The following is a 14768-nucleotide window of genomic DNA, read 5'->3' as shown; positions in this document are numbered from 1 at the left end:
TTGATACCGGCCCCCTCTGACAACCGGGCGGAAAGAAAGAGCCCGACCGCTTCCGTGGCCCCTGCCCCCGGGCACCGGGCTTCCGGACTCCCGGGTATCCCGGCTTCCCGGCTTCCCGGCTTCCCGGCTTCCCGGCTTCCCGGCTTCCCGGCTTCCCGGCACCGCAACGGCGGACGCGGGGCGCACACCCGCGCACGGGGCGGACGCGCCGGGCGGACGATCCCGGTCTCCCCAACCGCCGTACGCCAACGAGCCCTTGATGATTGAGGGACCCTGTCCGACGCTGCTCGGGTGCGTGTGAGGCACCGCGTGCCGGGCGCGAGCGTGCGCACCTTGTCCGGTCCCGGCCTGGCGGCCGCTGGGCCCTGGGGGGAAGCCGATGTCCCGAAGCACGGTGGAGGATCACGCGGTGGTGATCGGCGCGGGCGTGGCCGGTCTGCTCACCGCGCGCGTACTGGCCGCCCACTTCTCCCGTGTGACAGTCCTGGAGCGGGACGAACTCCTCGACGAGGGACCGGAGTTCAGACCGGGTGTCGCCCAGTCGCGGCACGTCCACGTGCTGTGGTGGCACGGCCTGCGGACGCTGGAGGACATGCTCCCGGGGTTCACGCGGGACATGCTGACGGCCGGGGCGCACCGGGTCCGGATCCCGGCGGACATGCTCTGGCTCAGCCCGGCGGACTGGTTCCAGCCGCTGCCGGGAACCGAATCCCTTTACGCCAGCCGGGAGTTGACGGACTGGACCCTCCGCCGCCACGTGACGGCCACCCCTGGCGTGACCCTACGCTCCGGGCGCGAGGTGACCGGCTTGATCGCCTCGTCCGACACACGGGCGGTCCGAGGCGTCGTCCACAAACGCCGCGGCGCACCGTCCGGAACCTCCGCCGAGGAGACCACCGCGGGATTCGTCGTCGACACCAGCGGCCGTACCGCGCGCACGACCGACTGGCTGGCCCGACTCGACTGCCCCGCCCCGCCCGTGACCCGCTGCGACGCCAAACTGGCCTACGCCAGCCGCTATTACCGCACCCCCGCCGCCAACGGCCGTACCTGGAAGGGGATTTACGTCCAGGCGGGTCCCGATGTTCCGCGTGCCGGAGTGCTCATTCCCATCGAGGGCGAGCGCTGGATCGTCACCCTCCTGGGCAGTGGCGAGGACGCGCCGCCCACGGACGACGAGGCGTTCACCGAGTTCACCCGCAGCCTGCGCAGCCCGGTCCTGTACGAGGCGATCCGGGACGCCGAACCGCTCTCCTCCGCCACCGGCTTCCGCGACACCGCCAACGTGCGCCATCACTTCGAACGTGCCTCGCGCTGGCCGGACGGATTCGTCGTACTCGGCGACGCCGCCTGCCGCTTCAACCCGGTCTACGGCCACGGCATGACCGTCGCCGCACTGACCGCGCACCGTATCGCCGAACTGCTGCGCGGCCGGCACCGCGACGACATCCCCGGGGCCGCCCGGCGCATCCAGAAGTCGGCGGCCCGCAGCGCTTCGGCGGCATGGGCCATCGCCACCGGCGAGGACCTGCGCTACCCGCAGACGGAGGGCCTGCGCCCTAAGTTCGCCGACCGGCTCTCGCAGCGCTACATGCAGCGGGTCCTTGCCGGAGCCAATGTCGACCCCGGCCTCTGCGCCCGCTTCTTCGACGTCCTGTCGCTCGCGGCGCCACCCACGACGCTGCTCGGCCCGTCGACCGCGGCGCGGGTACTCAGGCGCCGCCGCGCGCCCGACCCCACACGCAAGCCGAACAGCCGTACCACAACGACTAGTTGACGACTTCGGCTCGGATCACCGAGTTGGTGAAGGTCGAGTCCGCGCGGATCGTGAGCGGGGAGGATCGTAAGCGAAGATCCGCCCGCACCGGCCCTAGGAGCTGTTTGGGGTTCGGATCATGTGGTGGAGGTGAGGTACTTCAACCACATGATTGAGCCTCGCAGGTGGAGTCCGGCTTCGTAGTTCTGCGGGGCTTTGTCGTAGCGGGTGGCCAGACCGCGCCAGGTCTTGAGTTTCTGGAAGCAGCGCTCGACGGTGTTGCGCTGCTTGTAGCGCTCTGGGTCGAAGGTGACAGGCCGGCCACCGGCCGACCCCTTCTTCTTCCGGTTGGCCTGCTGGTCAGCCTTCTCAGGGATCACCGTGGTGATGTGCCGACGGCGCAGATAGGCCCGGTTCGCTTTCGACGAGTACGCCTTGTCCGCGGCCACCGACCGGGGGCGGGTGCGGGGCCTGCCCGCCGGTCCGGGCACCCGGATCTTGTTCAGGAGTGTCGGCAACTGCGGACAGTCCCCGGCCTGGCCGGCAGTGAGGACGAACGCCAGCGGCAGGCCCCGGGCATCGACAGCGGCGTGGATCTTGCTGCTTAACCCGCCGCGGGACCGGCCGAGTCCGGCCGCCTTGGCCCGGGCCCTGGTGCGGCGGCGTGCGCGAGCACGGTCCTGGCCCGGCGGCGTGTCCGCACCGGTCGCGGACGGGCGCGCACCACCCTCCACACCGGCGGCTGATCGTCCAGCGGAGCCCCCTTTTCCTCGGTCAGCGCCTGCTCCAGCGCATCCAGGGTCTCCCCGGCGACCGCCAGGCCCGCTGCTTCGTGGTGAGCCCGCACGATGGTGGAGTCCACGCTGACCAGCTCAAGCCCGACCTGCCCGCGCATGCTGGCCTCAGCGATGAGAGCTTCCATCAACACCTGGAACACCCCTGCTTTGGCCCAGGCATTGAAACGGGAGTAGACCGTGGACCAGGGGCCGTAGCGTTCTGGCACGTCACGCCAGCCCGACCCGGTGCGGAACCGCCACAACACCCCGTTGAACTGGTCCCGTACCCGACGCGGCAGCGGCCCGGAAGCGGCCACCGGCAGGTGTGGTTCCAGCAATGCCCACTCAGCATCCGTCACATCAAAACGTGCCACACGCCGCTTTCTACCAGCCCCGACCAGCACACCACCCGGCCTCACCAAGATCCGAACCCCGAACAGCTCCTAGTCCAGAATCCCGGCATCGTGCACCAACAGGGCGATCTGCACACGGTTGTTGAGGTCGAGTTTGGTCAGCACGCGCGAGACATGCGTCTTCACGGTGGCCACGCTCATGTACAGCTCGGCGGCGATCTCCGCGTTCGTGCGGCCCCGGCCCACCGCGACGGCGACCTCGCGCTCGCGCTCGTTGAGGTGGTCGAGCCGTTCGGCGGCCCGGGACCTGCGCGGGTCCTGCCCGGCCGCCGCGTGGCTCATCAACTGCCGGGTGACCGCGGGCGAGAGGACCGGGTCCCCGGCGGCGACGCGGCGTACGGCCTCGATGATCTCGGCGGGCGGGGTGTCCTTCAGAACGAAGCCCGCGGCGCCCGCGCGCAGCGCCCGCAGCACCTGTTCGTCCGCGTGGAAGGTGGTGAGCACGACGACCTCGGGCGCCTCGTTGCGGGACCGGAGTTGCTCGGTCGCCGTCAGCCCGTCCACCGCGGGCATCCGGATGTCCATCAGGACGACATCGGGCCGGGCGCTGTCCACCAGCGCCGGAACCTCGCTGCCGTCGGCCGCCTCGCCCACGATCTCGATGTCCTCGGCCCCCGCGAGCATGAACGAGAGTCCGGAGCGGACGAGGGGGTCGTCGTCGACGAGCAGCAGACGGATCGCGTTCATGGCGGCAACCGTATCCAGTTCTGTCGGGCGGCGGTGCGGGCACCTGGGGGCAACGGCCGGACCGGCTCGGAAGGAGACCCGGCGGCGGACGCGACCACGGCTTCAACTACGGCTGCGGCAACGGACGTCTGCGTACGACCGCATGGCCGGACAGGACCGCATGGCCAGGCACGACCGCATGGCCGGGCACGGCTACGGCCCGGACCACGGCAGCCATGCCCGTACCGTGAAGCCGCCGTCCCGTTCGCGGCCGTGCTCCAGGCGCCCGCCCGCGAGATGGGCCCGCTCGGTCAGGCCGATGAGGCCCTGGCCGGAGCCGGGCACCTCGGGGACCTCACCGGGCGGGGGCGGATTGCGGACCTCGACGGTGAGGGCGGAGCCCGGCTCGCCCTCGACCAGGATGTGGACCACGGCGCCCGGCGCGTGCTTGCGGGCGTTGGTGAGGGCCTCCTGCACGATGCGGTACGCGGTGCGGCCGAGCAGGGCCGGGACCTGGTCGGGGGCGTGGATTCGGGAGTCGAGTTCCACCTTCGCCCCGGCCGAGCGGGACTCGGAGACCAGGGTGCCGAGCGCCGCGAGGGTGGGCTGCGGGCGGCCGGACTCGTCGCCGTCGCTCGCCCGCAGCACGCCGATGATCTCCCGCAGATCCTGCAGCGCCTCGTGCGCGCTCTCGCGGATGACTCCGGCGGCCCGGGCGATCTCCTTCTCGGGGGCGCCGGGGCGGAACTCCAGTGCCCCGGCGTGGACGCTGAGCAGGGTGAGCCGGTGCGCGAGGACGTCGTGCATCTCGCGGGCGATGGCCTCGCGGGCCAGGCGCTGCGCCTGCTCGGCGCGCAGCTCGGCCTCGGTCTCGGCCCGCCGCGCACGGTCCCGCAGGCTCATCATGAGCTGACGCCGCGAGCGGACGAACATGCCCCAGCCGACGGCGGCGGCGGTCAGCCCCGACCCCAGGACGACGGAGCCGATGTAGGGCAGTTCCGGGTCGGGGCGCACCGCGTAGAAGACCGGTATCACCGCGATCGCGGTGCCCGCCAGCCAGGCCACGTCCTTGAAGGGCCGGTGCACAGCGACGCTGAAAAGGGATACCAGTGCCGCGCCACCGGCGGTGTTGGACAGCAGGGTCAGCAGGATCATCGCGATGGCGAGGCCCATCGGCCACCGCCTGCGGAACCAGATCGCGGCGCAGGCGAGCGCACCGAGCGTCTGGTCCAACGCGGACCAGAAGGACGGCAGGTCCTCCTTCGACAGCGACTCCATGGCAGCCAGCCCGACGATCACCGCGAGGAAGAACATGGTGAAGTCGACCAGCCAGTCCCGGACGGTGCGGCGGGGACGTCTACCCTGGTCCGGGTCGAGTTCCTGGGTCACGGCCGAGGGCAGCAGCCAGCGGTACTCCGGCACGGCGCGCGCCCCGGCGCTGGGCTCCTTGCTCATGCCCGCCAATCTACGCACGCCCGCCACCGGCCAGGGCCATCCGCCGCCGACCGGCTACCAAAGTGCGCGGATCATCGACTTTGGTCGCGGCCCGTCGCCCGGATCGACGACCGTGGGCGCGTGGGCCGCGACGCGGGACCGATGCCCGGGGCGGGCGCGCGGGCCGAGGATCGATGCCGTGAAGAAGATTCTGGAAGGACTCGGTCTGCTCATGCTGGCGCAGGGGGCCGGGGGCCTCGTGCACGAGCTCTTCGGCTGGCTCGACGGCTGGGGATTCGTCCAGCGCATCGGTTTCCTCGACGGGTACGAGCTCTACGCGAGCCTCACCCTCGTCGCCCTGTCCGTGGCCCTGTTCGCGGCGGCGGAGAGTCGTCCGGCCCAGGGATGACGGCGCGCACACGCGTGTCCCGGCACCGCAAGGATGCCGGGACACATGGTGCCGCGCGGTCAGCAGTCGTAGTCGACCAGGTCGAAGGACTCGTAGTGGTCGGCCGTGTAGTAGTCCTCGTCGGTGGAGTTGCCGGTGACGATGCGGCGGGCACCGCGGTCGTCGGAGCCCGGGGTCTCGACGGTGTACTCGTGGTAGTAGCCGCTCGACTGCGACGGCAGGAGGCCCTCGCGGTTCTGGAAGACGGTGCCGTCCTGCGGGTACGGGTACGGGCCGCCCTGGTCGATGAGGTCCAGGGTGTCGTGGGCCTCGGCGGGGAGCGCCGAGTAGCAGATGTCGCCGACGGCCGCGATCGAGCCGGCGGAGGCGGGCGCGGCGGCGCTCGCGGCGGTGGCGGTGCCGCCGAAGAGGAGCGCGGCGGCGAGGGCGGAGGTGCCGAGAAGGCGTGTGGGGGTTCGCATGGCTCTAGCATGACGCGCGTAGAGCGGCACGTGTCAACGCCAAGTCGGGCGTGTTCGCCGGAAGTTCACCGCTCGTCAGAAGCGCTTCACCGCCTGCCGTGAACCTGTACGAACCACCTGCGGATGTACGAGATCTCCTCGTGTCTCCCGCCTCCCGGTGCCGGTCGTGCGGCCCGGGAGACGACGGGAGGGGGTCTCACTCCTGCTCGGGGGCGAGCTCGTAACTGCCGTACTCGGGACGCCCGGAGGCCTCGTAGGTGTGGATGACCACGCCGGTGCTGGTGCGCGAGAGCCCTTCGAGGCGGAAGGCGGTGGGGAGTGTGCCGTCCTCGAAGAGCCTGCGGCCCGAGCCCAGGACGACCGGGAAGACCAGCAGGTGCACGGTGTCGATCAGGTTCTTGGCCAGCAGACCCTGGGCGAGCCGGGCGCTGCCGTGGATCTGCAACTCCCGCCCCGGCCGGCGCTTCAGCTCGGCGATCTCGGCCACCGCGTTCTTGCGGAACACGGTCGTGTGCGCCCAGGACGGCTCGCCCAGCGTGCTCGAAGGCACGTATTTGGGCAGCGAGTTGAGCTTGGTGGCGATCGGGTCCTCGGGGTCGGTGACGCGCGGCCAGTGCGCGGCGAAGATGTCGTAGGTGCGGCGGCCGAGCAGGAAGGCGTCGGCGTTGTCGAAGACTCCGGTGACGAAGCGGCCGAAGTCCTCGTCGCCGTAGGGCACCGACCAGCCGCCGTGGGTGAAGCCGTCGCTGGTGTCCTCGTTCGGGCCGCCTGGCGCCTGGTGCACCCCGTCCATGGTGACGAAGGCGGTCAGGGTGATCTTCATGGCGTTTGGCCTCTCGTCGTGCCCGGCGGCTGCGATGCCGGGGTCTCACCCAGTACGACTGGGATGCGGGCACGGAATCATCGGTACGGGACGTCGGCCGCGGCGACGCGCGGGACGGACGGCCGTACCGGTCAGCAGCGTCCCCCGCCCGGACCGGCCGGACGCCCGTTCTCCGCGCCCGGCCCGATCGCCTCCAGGGTGGCTGCCATGACCGCGATCCCAGGTCCCGCGCGCACCCCACCCTCTCCCCCGGATCGCTCGCCACCTGCCCGTGGACCGCTCGTCGCCCACTCCGGACTGCATGTCCGATCACCGCCAGCGAACGCTCTCGCGGACGGCTTGCATAGGAGTCACAGCCCAGCAGGTCCCGCGAGGCGCAACAGCGCGTCGTACGCGCCGTTCCGGTCGTCGTACGTGCCATGCGCTCTCGCCCAACGGACCGTACAGAAAGAGGAGTTACCCATGAACGGCACTGTGGCCCTGGTGACCGGCGGCAGCCGCGGAATCGGCGCGGCCACCGCGCTGCGCCTGGCGCGGGAGGGCGCGGATGTCGCCCTGACGTACGCGGAGTCGAAGGAGGCGGCCGAGGAGGTGGTGACCCGGATCGAGGCGATGGGCCGCCGGGGACTGGCGCTGCGGGCCGATGCCGCGGACGCGGTGGAGACCGCGGAGGCGGTGGCGCGCACCGTGGAGACCTTCGGCAGGCTCGACGTCCTGGTCAACAACGCCGGGATCGGTGTGCTCGGCCCGATGGACGGGCTGAGCCTGGAGGACGTCGACCGTGTGCTCGCGGTGAACGTACGCGGGGTCTTCCTGGCCTCGCAGGCCGCGGCGGCGCGGATGGCCGAGGGCGGCCGCATCATCACCATCGGTTCCTGTATCGCGCTGCGGGTACCGGGTCCCGGCGGCACCCTCTACGCGATGAGCAAGTCCGCGCTGATCGGGCTCACCAAGGCCCTGGCACGGGAACTCGGCGACCGCCGGATCACCGCGAACATCGTGCACCCCGGCCCCATCGACACCGACATGAACCCGGCCGACGGCCCCTACGCCGAGGGCCAGACCGCCACCATCCCGCTCGGCCGCTTCGGCCGCGCGGAGGAGGTCGCCGCCACGGTGGCACACCTGGCGGGCCCAGGCGGGGACTATGTCACCGGCGCGGAGTTCAGCGTGGACGGGGGGCACGCGGCCTGAACCAGCCGGCGAACAGGGGGAGTTGAGTGGGGCGGCGCGGGCGGATGTGTCGGTCGCGCCGCCCGGAGACCGGCACAAGGGCAGGAAAGGCGCTGGGCAGGAACGGCGCGGGGCCGGAACGCTCAGCCCGCCCCGCCCTCCACCCCGCTCGGCTCCTCGTCACGCGTCAACTCCGCATAACGCGCCCGCAGTTGTTCCTTCCCCCGCTCGGTCGGCGCCCCGAAGAGCCGGAGCCGGGAGATTCCCCCGTCCGGGAAGATGTCGAGGCGGGCCTCGGTGGCCGCCGGGGCGTCGACGAGGAAGCGGTGGCAGGTGTCGGGCTGGAGCCGGGTACGGGCGAGGACCTGCTGCCAGGTTCCGTCGTCGGTACGCAGCCACAGGGCGGCCCAGCCCGCCGCGTTGCCCTTCAGGCAGGCGGTGTCGATCTCGACGGCGCGGACCCGCGCCTCGGCGGCGAGCCGGTACCTGATCCAGTCGTGGCCGTCGTCGCGGCGGCGCCGGGTCTCCCAGCCCTCGTCCATCCGTCGGGACCTGCCCGGCATCAGGGTGTTGGCGGGCGGTGCGTAGAAGCGGTCGGAGGCGTCGGTCACGCGGCCGCCGTGCGCCAGGGCGAGTACGTCGAAGGTGCCGAGGGCGAGCAGCCAGGACGGATCGGGCACCGGCTCCCCGTGGACCCGCAGCCTGGCGATTCCCCCGTCGGGGAACTGGCTGAGCCGCAGATGTGTGAAGCGGCGGGGCACGTCCACGGTGAAGCCGTTCGCGGCGTGCCCGCCGATCTCGGTGCGCGGGACGAGTGCCGTCCATCGGGTGTCCGGGCCCAACAGTTCGCCGGGGGCCGGGGTGCCTTCGGCGCAGGTGGCGTCGAGGCTCACGGACCGTGGATGGTTGCCGCGGAAGTGGGCGGTGTCGACGACGACGCCGTGCACCACTCCGGGCAGGCCGAGCCGGACGAGTGCCCAGTCGTGTTCGTCCGCGCCGGGGCCGGGGGCGGCGCCGTCCGTGCCGCGCCTGCGCCGAGTCTCCCAGCCGTCCATGATCTTGCCCTTGTGGCCGAAGGTCCCGGGCTCGAACGCGGCGGGGTGCGGGAGCAGCAGGTTCTCGCGTTCGGCGAAGAACTCGTCGTTCGCGGCGATCACGGCCGCGCCCAGGCGCCGGTCGGCGAGGTCGGTCTGCCCCGCGAAGGCGAACTCGGCGGTGCGGTAGTCGGCGTACGGGTCGCCGCCGGGGTAGGGCGGGGCGGCACCGGTGAAGCGCGGCGGCAGGGTCACAGGCGGGGGCTCCTCTTCAGCAACCTGCCCTCGGGGTCGGTGAACTCCCCGTCGGCCAGGATCCGTTGGCCGCGCAGCCAGGTCTGGGCGACCCGGCCGTAGAGCGTGCGTCCGGCGTACGCGGTGACCGGGTTGCGGTGTTCCAGCGCGCCGGGGTCGACGGTGAACGACTCCTCGGGCGCGAAGACGGCGAAGTCCGCGTCGTGCCCGGCGGCCAGGGCGCCCTTGTGCGGGAGCCCGGCGAGCGCGGCGGGGGCCTCGGACATCCAGCGGACCACGTCCGCGAGCGCATGGTCCCGGCTCCGGGCCTCGGTCCACACGGCGGACAGGCCGAGCTGGAGCGAGGAGATGCCGCCCCAGGCGGTGCCGAAGTCGCCGGTCTTGAGGTCCGCGGTGGCCGGTGAGTGGTCCGAGACCACGCAGTCGATGGTGCCGTCGGCGAGCCCCTGCCACAGGGCGTCCCGGTTGGCGGCCTCGCGGATCGGCGGGCAGCACTTGAACTCCGTTGCCCCGTCCGGGACTTCCTCGGCGGCCAGGGTGAGGAAGTGGGGGCAGGTCTCGACGGTGACGCGTACGCCGCGACGTCTGGCGGCGGCCAGCGGTGCCAGTGCCCCGGCCGAGGACAGATGCAGTACGTGCACCCGGGCGCCGGTCCGTTCGGCCGCGTCGAGCAGGGTGGCGATGGCGGCTTGTTCGGCCACGGGCGGGCGCGAGGCGAGGAAGCCCGCGTACCGCGCGCCCGCGGGCTCGGGTGCCGCGGCCAGGCTGCCGGGGTCCTCGGCGTGCACGATCAACAGGCCGTCGAACGCGGCGATTTCGGCGAGTGCCCGGTCGAGTCCGGCCGGGTCGAGATGCCCGAACTCCTCGACTCCGGACGGCGCGAGGAAGCACTTGAAGCCGAACACACCCGCCTCGTGCAGGCCGCGCAGCGCTGCGGTGTTGTCCGGGACCGCGCCGCCCCAGAAGCCGACATCGACGTGGACACGGCCACGCGCCGCTGCCCGCTTGGTCTCCAGATGGGCCACCGAGGTCGTCGGCGGGATGGAGTTGAGCGGCATGTCGACGAGCGTGGTGATGCCGCCCGCCGCCGCGGCCCTGGTGGCGGTGGCGAAGCCCTCCCAGGCGCTGCGGCCCGGGTCGTTCACATGGACGTGGGTGTCGACGAGGCCGGGCAGCAGCACCTGTTCGCCGAGGTCGACGACGCGGGCGCCGAGCGGCGGCGGGGCGTCGTGGCCGAGCACGGCACTGATCCGTTCGCCCGTGACGGCCACGGCGGCGGGCCGCATACCGTCCCGCGTCAGTACCCGTGCGGAGCGCAGCACCAGATCGGCTTCGGCCACCCACGACCCCTTCGCTCACCGGTCGGAGGTCCGGCCCGCGGGTTTCGGTACGGCGGTGCCGGGCTCCTCCTGCTGTGCGGAACCGTACGCCCGCCGAACCGAAACCCGCGCCGCCACCTCGGCCCGCGCCGCTGATTCAACGTACTGAACGTACTGATGGAGCATGCCGACAGCCCAGGGTGCCGGTTCAACGTTCTGTTGAAGGAGTCTTCACTCGGCGTCCCGGTCCGTCAACCACGCGCCGCGCCGGGTCCGCCGTGCAGCCGGGCTCGTCCTGTCCTCTATTCCTCCGGCAGTTCGCCGAACAGTTCCACCGCCCGTCTCACCTGTGCCAGGCTCCCTCTCAGCGCGCTCACCGATCCCGCGGAACCCGCGACGAGCAATAAGGAGCGGCGCAGGCGCAGCACTTCGGGTGTTCCGGACGCGGCCATCGCGTGGAGCGCCGCCAGTTCGTCCTCCGCGATCCCCCGGTCGGGGAACTCCGCCGGATACGCCGCCAGCTCCCGCCGCAACCGGGAGACGGCCTTGCGCAGTGTCACTACCCTTGGGTCCCCCGGGTCCTGCTCGTTCCCGGCCACTGGAGTCTGTCCCATGCTCCGCAACACAGCCTCAAGCCCCCTCGCACGTCTTTGTGCGCGTGTTGTGCCCCTGTTTTGTTCTGTGCGGCCCCCCGTAACCCCGGCGGTTCGGTACGGGCACCGTTCGGGGTCGGGCCAGTAAACGACATGACACCTCCCGGGCGCCAGCATGGTGACCGAATTCAACTCCCTTGCGGTTGACGGAAATCGGGGCGTGCGCCCACCCGGAACAGGCCCCGGTCGCGCTCCGGCGCGCCGTTTCACGGCGCGGCGGGCGGGGGATCTGCGGTATGCAAAGGGACATGACGTACAGGGAGCAGGCATACCGCCCGCCCGCCGAGGTCGCCGGTCTGGTGCTCGCGGCCGGCGGCGGGCAGCGGCTGGGCGGACGGCCGAAGGCGCTGTTGGTGCACGAGGGCAGGACGCTGGTGGAACGCGCGGCACGGGCGCTGCACGCGGGCGGTTGCGCCCCCGTGCACGTGGTGCTCGGTGCGGCGAGCCACGAGGTGCGTCGCCATGCCGTACTCGGCCGCTGTGTTCTGGTCGAGAACCCGGACTGGGAGGAGGGCATGGGTTCCTCACTGCGCGCGGGCCTCGACGCGCTCGCCGCCACCCGGGCCGGGGCGGCCCTTGTCCTCCTCGTGGACCAGCCGGGCATCGGCGCCGAGGCGGTGCGGCGCGTGGTCTCGGCGTACGAGGATCCCGGGTCGCTGGCGACCGCCACGTACGAGGGACGGCGCGGGCATCCCGTACTGCTCGGGCGTGCGCACTGGCGCGCGGTCGGCGAGAGCGCCGTCGCGGACCGGGGCGCGCGGGATCACCTGCGGGCGCAGGGGGCAGCCGTACGGGAGGTGGAGTGCGCGGACGTCGCCGAGTGCCACGACATCGACACGGAGGCGGACCTGCGCCTGCTCGCGCCGTGAACCGGCACCGGACGCCGGTGAGCCCCGGCCCGCGCGAGGACCCCACCAACGCACAGGACGTACGGGAAGCCCGGCACACACCGGAAGCACAGGGCTCACAGGGCTCGCGGGACACATGGACAATGGAGAGGCGACCGAAGGAAGTGAACTGCTGATGCCGGTTCCCGTGCCCGAGCCCGCCCTCGTCGTGGCGCAGGCCCTGCCCAGGCAGGACGAGGTGCTCACCGAGGCCGCGCTGCTGTTCGTCGCGGATCTGCATCGGCTGTTCGCCGCCCGGCGTGACGAACTGCTCGCCCGGCGTGTGCGCCGGCGCGCGGAGATCGCGCGCACCGGACGGCTCGACTTTCTGCCGGAAACCGCCGAGATCCGCGCCGACGACGACTGGCGCGTCGCGGCCGTGCCCGAGCCCTTGCAGGACCGGCGGGTGGAGATCACGGGTCCGACCGACCGCAGGATGACCGTCAACGCACTCAACTCCGGCGCCCGGGTCTGGCTCGCCGACTTCGAGGACGCCTCGGCACCGACCTGGCGCAACGTGGTCCAGGGCCAGATCAACCTGCTCCACGCGCACGAGCGCCGTATCGACTTCACGGACCCCGCGACCGGCAAGGAGTACATGCTGCGCTCCGAGGGCGGGCTGCCCGCCGTCCTCGTACGGCCGCGCGGCTGGCATCTGGACGAGCGGCATCTGCTGGTGGACGGGCGGCCGGTGCCAGGCGCGCTCGTCGACTTCGGTCTGTACTTCTTCCACAACGCGCGGCGGCTCTCGGCGCGCGGCCAGGGTCCCTATTTCTATTTGCCGAAGCTCGAATCGCATCTGGAAGCACGGCTGTGGAACGACGTGTTCGTGTTCGCGCAGGACTGTCTGGGCATCGCCCAGGGCACGATCCGCGCGACCGTGCTCATCGAGACGATCACCGCCGCCTTCGAGATGGAGGAGATCCTCCACGAACTGCGCGCCCACGCCTCGGGCCTGAACGCGGGCCGCTGGGACTATCTCTTCTCGCTGATCAAGAACTTCCGTGACGGCGGGCCCCGGTTCGTCCTCCCGGACCGCAACGCCGTGACGATGACCGCCCCGTTCATGCGGGCGTACACCGAGTTGCTGGTGCGGACCTGTCACCGCCGGGGCGCCCATGCCATCGGCGGGATGTCGGCGTTCATCCCCTCGCGCGCCGACGAGAGTGTGAACCGGAGCGCGGTGCGCAAGGTGCGCGCCGACAAGGACCGGGAGGCGGCCGACGGCTTCGACGGGTCCTGGGTCGCGCACCCGGACCTGGTGCCCGTGTGCGAGGCCGCCTTCGACGCGGTCCTCGGCGAGCGGCCGCATCAGAAGGAGCGGCTGCGCGAGGACGTCCGGGTGAGCGCCGACGACCTGCTCGCGGTGGACTCGCTGACCGCGAAGCCCACGTACGCGGGCCTGGTCAACGCCGTCCAGGTGGGCATCCGTTACATCGAGTCCTGGCTGCGCGGGATCGGCGCGGTGGCGATCTTCCACCTGATGGAGGACGCCGCGACCGCGGAGATCTCCCGCTCGCAGATCTGGCAGTGGATCAACGCGGACGTACTCCTGGACAACGGCCGCACCGTCACCCCCGAACTGGTCCGCGAGCTCGCCGCAAGCGAACTCGACGCGGTCCGGCTCGAGTTGGGCGAGGAGGTCTACGCGAACGGCAAGTGGCATCAGGCGCACGACCTGTTCCTGCGGGTCGCACTCGACCCCGCCTACCCCGACTTCCTGACGCTGCCCGCGTACGAGGAACTCACCGGCTGAGGTCGGCCGACGGGCGGCACACCCGCACGCACGCGACGCTCAGCCCAGGTGGGACGACCAGTCGCGCGAGGCGGCCGGTTTGCCGTGCAGGTCGGGGACGTCCTTGAGCCAGGAGGGGCGGCCCGCGCGGGTGGCGCGGGCGCGGCGCTCCTGCTCGGCGGCCAGTTCCTCCGGGCTGCGGAAGCCGGTCGGCAGCCAGGCCGAGGAGAGCGTCGCGCGGGTCGCCAGGTGGTCCACATAGGCCTCGCGGACCTGCTGGGCGGAGCCGAAGCCCGCCTCCTGGTCGAGCCATTCGTCGGGGACGAGCGAGGTGACGTGGTGCAGGAGTTCGCGGGTCACCTGCGGGGCCAGTTCCACGTCGGCGGCGACGGTGTCGGGGGCGTAGCCGCCGAGGGCGTGGTCGCGGAAGTCGTAGGCCTTGGCGACCGCGGCGGCGGCCGAGTCCCAGCGGTGGTGGAAGACGAGGGCCGCGCCGTGGTCGATCAGCCACAGTCGGGGCGGGCGGATGCCCAGGTTCGGCCAGATCATCAGGTTCGGGCTGTGCACGGTGCGGTCGACGTTGGCGGTGAGCGCGTCCAGCCACACCACCCGCCCCGCCTCCCACGGGTCGACCGCGATGGCCCCGGGCGTGAAGTCCTCGGCGCCCGGCAGGTAGTCCATGCCCAGGTTGAGTCCCGCACTGGCCCGGACCAGGTCCTGCACCTCCTGGTGCGGCTCCCCCACCGCGACGGCCGGGTCGAAGTCGACCCGCACGAGCTCGGGCACCCGCAGCCCCAGCGCACGCGCGAGTTCACCCACCACGATCTCGGCGACCAGCGCCTTGCGGCCCTGTGCGGAACCGGTGAACTTCACGACGTACGTGCCCAGGTCGTCGGCCTCGACGATTCCGGGTACGGAGCCGCCGGAGTGCAGGGGTACCAAGTAGCGGGTCCCGGTGACCTCTCTCAGCATCT

At 72.0% G+C, this 14768-nt stretch carries 13 protein-coding genes and 1 pseudogene; 5 read left to right on the top strand and 9 right to left on the bottom strand.

The window, feature by feature from the left end; translation table 11 throughout:
• The first annotated feature begins 379 nt into the window (after window positions 1-379).
• Entirely contained in the window at window positions 380-1777 is a 1398-nt protein-coding gene (locus HUT18_RS30390; protein WP_176103734.1) for an NAD(P)/FAD-dependent oxidoreductase, read from the top strand.
• 116 nt (window positions 1778-1893) lie between these two features.
• Here the strand turns inward: HUT18_RS30390 and HUT18_RS30385 are convergent.
• From HUT18_RS30385 to HUT18_RS30375, 3 genes and pseudogenes are all read right to left on the bottom strand, one after another.
• Window positions 1894-2906 (bottom strand): annotated as a pseudogene (locus HUT18_RS30385) (IS5 family transposase).
• A gap of 69 nt (window positions 2907-2975) precedes the next feature.
• On the bottom strand, window positions 2976-3632 hold the full coding sequence (locus HUT18_RS30380; RefSeq protein WP_176103733.1) for a response regulator transcription factor: 657 nt from the start codon (window positions 3630-3632) through the stop codon (window positions 2976-2978).
• Window positions 3633-3824: 192 nt separating this feature from the next.
• Complete coding sequence (locus tag HUT18_RS30375) at window positions 3825-5066, bottom strand: sensor histidine kinase (RefSeq protein ID WP_176103732.1); 1242 nt, start codon at window positions 5064-5066, stop codon at window positions 3825-3827.
• Between the two features lie 178 nt (window positions 5067-5244).
• Here HUT18_RS30375 and HUT18_RS30370 point away from each other — a divergent pair, with 178 nt between their 5' ends.
• The gene (locus tag HUT18_RS30370) at window positions 5245-5454 is read left to right on the top strand and encodes a hypothetical protein (protein WP_176103731.1); all 210 of its coding nucleotides are present in this window, start codon (window positions 5245-5247) and stop codon (window positions 5452-5454) included.
• Between the two features lie 59 nt (window positions 5455-5513).
• Here HUT18_RS30370 and HUT18_RS30365 read toward each other — a convergent pair whose 3' ends face one another.
• A complete protein-coding gene (locus HUT18_RS30365; protein ID WP_176103730.1) occupies window positions 5514-5915 on the bottom strand; it encodes a ribonuclease domain-containing protein in 402 nt (133 codons plus the stop codon).
• Window positions 5916-6111: 196 nt separating this feature from the next.
• Window positions 6112-6738 carry a dihydrofolate reductase family protein gene (locus tag HUT18_RS30360; protein WP_176103729.1) on the bottom strand — a complete coding sequence of 209 codons (627 nt, stop codon included), beginning with the start codon at window positions 6736-6738 and terminating at the stop codon, window positions 6112-6114.
• Between the two features lie 462 nt (window positions 6739-7200).
• Here HUT18_RS30360 and HUT18_RS30355 point away from each other — a divergent pair, with 462 nt between their 5' ends.
• A complete protein-coding gene (locus tag HUT18_RS30355) occupies window positions 7201-7932 on the top strand; it encodes an SDR family oxidoreductase (protein WP_176103728.1) in 732 nt (243 codons plus the stop codon).
• 122 nt (window positions 7933-8054) lie between these two features.
• On the opposite strand, the gene alc is transcribed toward HUT18_RS30355, so the two are convergent.
• From alc to HUT18_RS30340, 3 genes are all read right to left on the bottom strand, one after another.
• Window positions 8055-9200, bottom strand: coding sequence for an allantoicase (gene alc / locus HUT18_RS30350; protein WP_176103727.1), 1146 nt, complete (start codon window positions 9198-9200; stop codon window positions 8055-8057).
• Window positions 9197-10540, bottom strand: a complete 1344-nt coding sequence (gene allB, locus HUT18_RS30345; protein WP_176103726.1) for an allantoinase AllB — start codon at window positions 10538-10540, stop codon at window positions 9197-9199. The genes alc and allB overlap by 4 nt, the downstream gene beginning before the upstream one ends.
• A gap of 281 nt (window positions 10541-10821) precedes the next feature.
• Entirely contained in the window at window positions 10822-11145 is a 324-nt protein-coding gene (locus HUT18_RS30340; protein WP_176103725.1) for a DUF5955 family protein, read from the bottom strand.
• A 275-nt stretch (window positions 11146-11420) separates the two neighbouring features.
• Here HUT18_RS30340 and HUT18_RS30335 point away from each other — a divergent pair, with 275 nt between their 5' ends.
• Complete coding sequence (locus tag HUT18_RS30335) at window positions 11421-12041, top strand: NTP transferase domain-containing protein (protein ID WP_176103724.1); 621 nt, start codon at window positions 11421-11423, stop codon at window positions 12039-12041.
• A 154-nt stretch (window positions 12042-12195) separates the two neighbouring features.
• On the top strand, window positions 12196-13815 hold the full coding sequence (aceB, locus tag HUT18_RS30330) for a malate synthase A (RefSeq protein ID WP_176103723.1): 1620 nt from the start codon (window positions 12196-12198) through the stop codon (window positions 13813-13815).
• Between the two features lie 39 nt (window positions 13816-13854).
• Here the strand turns inward: aceB and HUT18_RS30325 are convergent, their stop codons facing one another.
• Window positions 13855-14766: a HipA family kinase gene (locus HUT18_RS30325; RefSeq protein WP_176103722.1), complete on the bottom strand. Its 912-nt coding sequence runs from the start codon at window positions 14764-14766 to the stop codon at window positions 13855-13857.
• Window positions 14767-14768: the final 2 nt, after the last annotated feature.

Source organism: Streptomyces sp. NA04227 (assembly GCF_013364195.1).
GTDB lineage: Bacteria > Actinomycetota > Actinomycetes > Streptomycetales > Streptomycetaceae > Streptomyces.
This window is presented reverse-complemented; position numbering and strand designations above follow the sequence as displayed.

Bases quoted from the DNA above. Each gene is read 5' to 3' on its own strand.
- HUT18_RS30365 (WP_176103730.1), bottom strand. From the start codon at position 5,915: ATGCGAACCCCCACACGCCTTCTCGGCACCTCCGCCCTCGCCGCCGCG.
- HUT18_RS30390 (WP_176103734.1), top strand. From the start codon at position 380: ATGTCCCGAAGCACGGTGGAGGATCACGCGGTGGTGATCGGCGCGGGC.
- HUT18_RS30375 (WP_176103732.1), bottom strand. From the start codon at position 5,066: ATGAGCAAGGAGCCCAGCGCCGGGGCGCGCGCCGTGCCGGAGTACCGC.
- aceB (WP_176103723.1), top strand. From the start codon at position 12,196: ATGCCGGTTCCCGTGCCCGAGCCCGCCCTCGTCGTGGCGCAGGCCCTG.
- HUT18_RS30360 (WP_176103729.1), bottom strand. From the start codon at position 6,738: ATGAAGATCACCCTGACCGCCTTCGTCACCATGGACGGGGTGCACCAG.
- HUT18_RS30355 (WP_176103728.1), top strand. From the start codon at position 7,201: ATGAACGGCACTGTGGCCCTGGTGACCGGCGGCAGCCGCGGAATCGGC.
- HUT18_RS30335 (WP_176103724.1), top strand. From the start codon at position 11,421: ATGACGTACAGGGAGCAGGCATACCGCCCGCCCGCCGAGGTCGCCGGT.
- HUT18_RS30380 (WP_176103733.1), bottom strand. From the start codon at position 3,632: ATGAACGCGATCCGTCTGCTGCTCGTCGACGACGACCCCCTCGTCCGC.
- HUT18_RS30325 (WP_176103722.1), bottom strand. From the start codon at position 14,766: ATGCTGAGAGAGGTCACCGGGACCCGCTACTTGGTACCCCTGCACTCC.